This window comes from Microcystis sp. M53603_WE2, from assembly GCF_030065435.1.
In genome coordinates this window covers 1-3,427 of the sequence record NZ_JASJFF010000385.1, presented here as the reverse complement: position 1 = coordinate 3,427, position 3,427 = coordinate 1, and the positions used below count along the sequence as shown (strand labels likewise).

General features: G+C 46.7%; 6 protein-coding genes and 1 tRNA gene. 6 read left to right on the top strand and 1 reads right to left on the bottom strand.

Annotated elements, in window-relative coordinates; genetic code table 11:
* Positions 1–746: DHH family phosphoesterase (locus PX481_RS08205; RefSeq protein WP_288094319.1), on the bottom strand; the 746-nt coding region annotated here is incomplete at its 3' end.
* 113 nt (positions 747–859) lie between these two features.
* Here PX481_RS08205 and PX481_RS08200 point away from each other — a divergent pair.
* From PX481_RS08200 to PX481_RS08175, 6 genes are all read left to right on the top strand, one after another.
* On the top strand, positions 860–1,306 hold the full coding sequence (locus PX481_RS08200) for a CopD family protein (RefSeq protein ID WP_002762423.1): 447 nt from the start codon (positions 860–862) through the stop codon (positions 1,304–1,306).
* A gap of 479 nt (positions 1,307–1,785) precedes the next feature.
* Positions 1,786–1,974, top strand: a complete 189-nt coding sequence (gene psbZ, locus PX481_RS08195; RefSeq protein ID WP_002732865.1) for a photosystem II reaction center protein PsbZ — start codon at positions 1,786–1,788, stop codon at positions 1,972–1,974.
* Between the two features lie 2 nt (positions 1,975–1,976).
* A complete protein-coding gene (locus tag PX481_RS08190) occupies positions 1,977–2,126 on the top strand; it encodes a hypothetical protein (RefSeq protein ID WP_196219878.1) in 150 nt (49 codons plus the stop codon).
* Positions 2,123–2,668 (top strand): 6,7-dimethyl-8-ribityllumazine synthase, encoded by a 546-nt coding sequence (gene ribH / locus PX481_RS08185; RefSeq protein WP_002762422.1) that lies wholly within the window; start codon positions 2,123–2,125, stop codon positions 2,666–2,668. The genes PX481_RS08190 and ribH overlap by 4 nt, the downstream gene beginning before the upstream one ends.
* A 29-nt stretch (positions 2,669–2,697) precedes the next feature.
* Positions 2,698–2,934: a hypothetical protein gene (locus tag PX481_RS08180; protein ID WP_002762421.1), complete on the top strand. Its 237-nt coding sequence runs from the start codon at positions 2,698–2,700 to the stop codon at positions 2,932–2,934.
* Positions 2,935–3,005: 71 nt separating this feature from the next.
* A tRNA-Gly gene (locus tag PX481_RS08175) sits at positions 3,006–3,077 on the top strand.
* Positions 3,078–3,427: the final 350 nt, after the last annotated feature.

Here is a 3,427-nt window from a genome sequence, read left to right as displayed (position 1 = left end):
CTATAACTATGGGCAAAAAGTAGCGCATCACTATCGGATAATTCCAGTAGGCGCTCGGCCACACTAGACAAACCGGGGATAAAATCGGCAGTATGGAGGAGAACGTGGGCGATTTTACGGTCATGGATCGTTTTAATCTCTAGATTTTCCCAAGCAAGGCTAAATAACTCCTGTAAGCGCGGGGAAAAACTCGGTTGACAGTATTGGGCGATCGTTTTAATGTTAGCAGCACAGGTCATTAACCAAGCCAAAGCATAGGCATCCCTGGGGGTACTACCGGCAAAAGTCAGGGAACCCGTGTCAACGTGAATACCGAGTGCCATTACCGTCGCTGCCATCGAGTTTGGTTTAATCTGGGCTTTTTGTAAAGCTTCGACAATTAAAGTCGTGGTGGCTCCCACCGCTTCTAAATGGACGCTAGAGGCATGAATATCGCTTTCACTATCCAAATGATGATCATACAATTCGATCGCCTGTAAATGCCCTAAATCGAGCCACTGGGAGGCTTTTCCCAGACGCTCTCGCCACTGATTATCAACGATAATTAAAGAGCGAATACTGGCCGGATTGACACTACGCATTTCAATTAAAGCGAACTCATCCCGATGCAGGGCCAAAAATTCCCTTACTGTTGGGTGCGCTCCCCCCGTTAACACAATGCGACTACCCGCTTTCAGCAACGATAAACCCACCGCTGCCCCCAAAGCGTCAAAATCCGCCGTTTGATGACATAAAATTAAATCCATATTTTTTAGTAAGGAGAAGATATCAGGATTTTTTCTGTATCTATTGTTACTAAATGCTCGGCAATAACCGGGTCAAGAACTATAAGTTAGCAAATAATGACTGAGAGAAACCGATGTTGTTCAAAATTTTAGTAATTCTCCACACCCTAGGGGCGACCGTCTGGGCCGGTGGCCATTTATTGTTGGCAGTCACCGTTCTACCCCAGGCCCTCAAAAACCGAGAACCAGACCGAATTCGTCAATTTGAGCAATATTTTGAAGGTTTTGGGTTATCTGCGCTATTGTTGCAGGTAATAACAGGCCTAGGACTGACTTGGATTTATTTGCCCGGTTTTCGTGATTTTTGGTCATTTGATAGTTTTTTATCGGTTTATATAGGAATTAAGTTAGCTTTACTGCTATTAACTCTCATCTTGGCCCTTCATTCCCGCTTTTTTCTCATTCCTAAACTGAGCGAGGAAAACTTAAATTTCCTCGCCCTGCACATAGTCGCCGTCACCACTCTAGCAGTATTATTCGTCATTTTTGGCGCTGGCATCCGTTTGGGGGGCTTGACCTAGGACTTGACCATTAGCTTTTAGGGACTTGCGCTTTGATAATGTACCATTTATGGCTTGTCTGATTCTTCTACAGAGCGACTGTCCGGCTGGGATATTATTCCTACGCAGGTCCCTTAGCAGTTCAGCAGTCTGGAGACCTTTCTAGGGCAGGTTTGGCGAAAACGCGAAAATACTGTAATCTGGGCAAGGGATTACAGGGAGTCACTTCCCCCACCTAACCCTTACAATCCTGCTTTTGACAAGGATGGAGACATCAAAAAAATTTTAGAACCCGCTGCGGCTGGGTAGTCACTGGCAGTAAAATTAAAATGCTCGTGGATTCAGTCTGACAGGGATATCTCCTGGGAACCCCTGATTCAGAGAGGACTTAGAGGAAGGATCGTCCAGTTAAGTTGAGTGGAAGCGAGGCTCTTCCATACAAGTATCAAATCTGGGAGAATTATCTAAATAAACATCAACTGCTTTAGGAGAACCCAATCATGTCTATTGTTTTTCAATTTTTTCTCATTGCCTTAGTTTTATTTTCCTTGCTGATGGTGATTGGTGTCCCCGTTGCCTATGCTTCCCCCCAAAACTGGGATCAATCGAAACCCCTTCTCTATGTGGGTTCGGCAATTTGGGCGATTTTAGTCGTTGCCGTCGCTATTTTAAACTTTTTAGTGATTTAGTCTTGATCAGGGGGACGGGGGACAGGAGTCAGGAGTCAGTCGTCAGGAGTCAGTCGTCAGGAGTCAGTATTCTCCCCACACCCCACACCCCACACCCCACACCCCACTACCCCACTTCCCCACTTCCCACTCCTATCCCCTTCTACCTATGACTGTTTTTGAGGGAAATTTTACCGAGGACATATCCTCTTTGCGCTTTGCGATCGTGATTGGTCGTTTTAATGATCTCGTCACTGATAAACTGTTATCAGGCTGTCAAGACTGTCTCAAGCGTCACGGGGTTGATGTCAATCCCGATGGCACCCAAGTCGATTATATCTGGGTACCGGGTAGCTTTGAAGTGCCAATGGTAGCCCGTCAAGTCGCCCTTTCCCACCGTTACGATGCCGTTATTTGTCTAGGGGCAATTATTCGCGGACAAACGCCCCATTTTGACTACGTTGCTGCCGAGGCCGCTAAAGGTATCGCCGCAGCCGCTTTTCAGACCGGTGTTCCCGTTGTCTTCGGTATTCTCACCACTGATACTCTACAACAGGCCCTCGAACGGGCCGGTATTAAAAGTAATTTGGGCTGGAATTATGGCCTATCTGCCCTAGAAATGGCTAGTCTCATGCGTCAATTGCGCCCCCGGAATGAAGATAAACCCCTAGAATTATTGCAAAATAATCCCCAACAGGCACTGATGGAAGGCTAAGAAAATTCCCCCAGCATTTAGGGTTTTAGTTGTCCCCACTCCCCGCTGTCGAGAGAATCAAGACTCTGGAATTAGCTCTAGACCCAGAGGAGCGGATTACGGCAGCTTTTGAGGCTATGGAACGCCCTATCACTGAAAAATTCGCCGCCATTGACAAGTGCTTTGATCGCTTGCAACATCAGTTCAACCGACTACAGGCTAAGATAGAAGTGGTTCTCGAAGCTATTACCGGTTTGGGGGATTGGCCAGAACATGAATCATTGTAAAAAAATGCTCCAAACCACTTGACAAATGCTCTGAGATTTGGCATACTTGGGGAAGTGTAAAAAAAAGGCTTGCGGGCATAGCTCAGTGGTAGAGCGTCACCTTGCCAAGGTGAATGTCGCGCGTTCGAATCGCGTTGCCCGCTTGAACGAATCCGCGTCAGTCCCCACCCTCAACAACGCGGGGTGGGGAAGGAAAGCGCGGCAATTTGAGGACTCGATGTCCGAAAAATTGCCAACTAACTTTTAGGTGTATCCTGATTTTTGATATACTCCTTAAGCTTTTCAATTGGCGCTCCACCGGATGGGCTCTTCTGGTTTCTGTGTGGAAACGAGGTCTATACTGATAGTTTATTTAGGGTCTGCTGAAAAAGTTTTTCCTGGGGGTAGGAGTCAGTAGCCGGTCGTCAGGAGCCGGTCGTTTTAGGCTTTGTTGCCCTTGTTTTTTGTACCAAGCGATGTACTACAAGAAGGATAATGCAAGGTTTTTGAACGT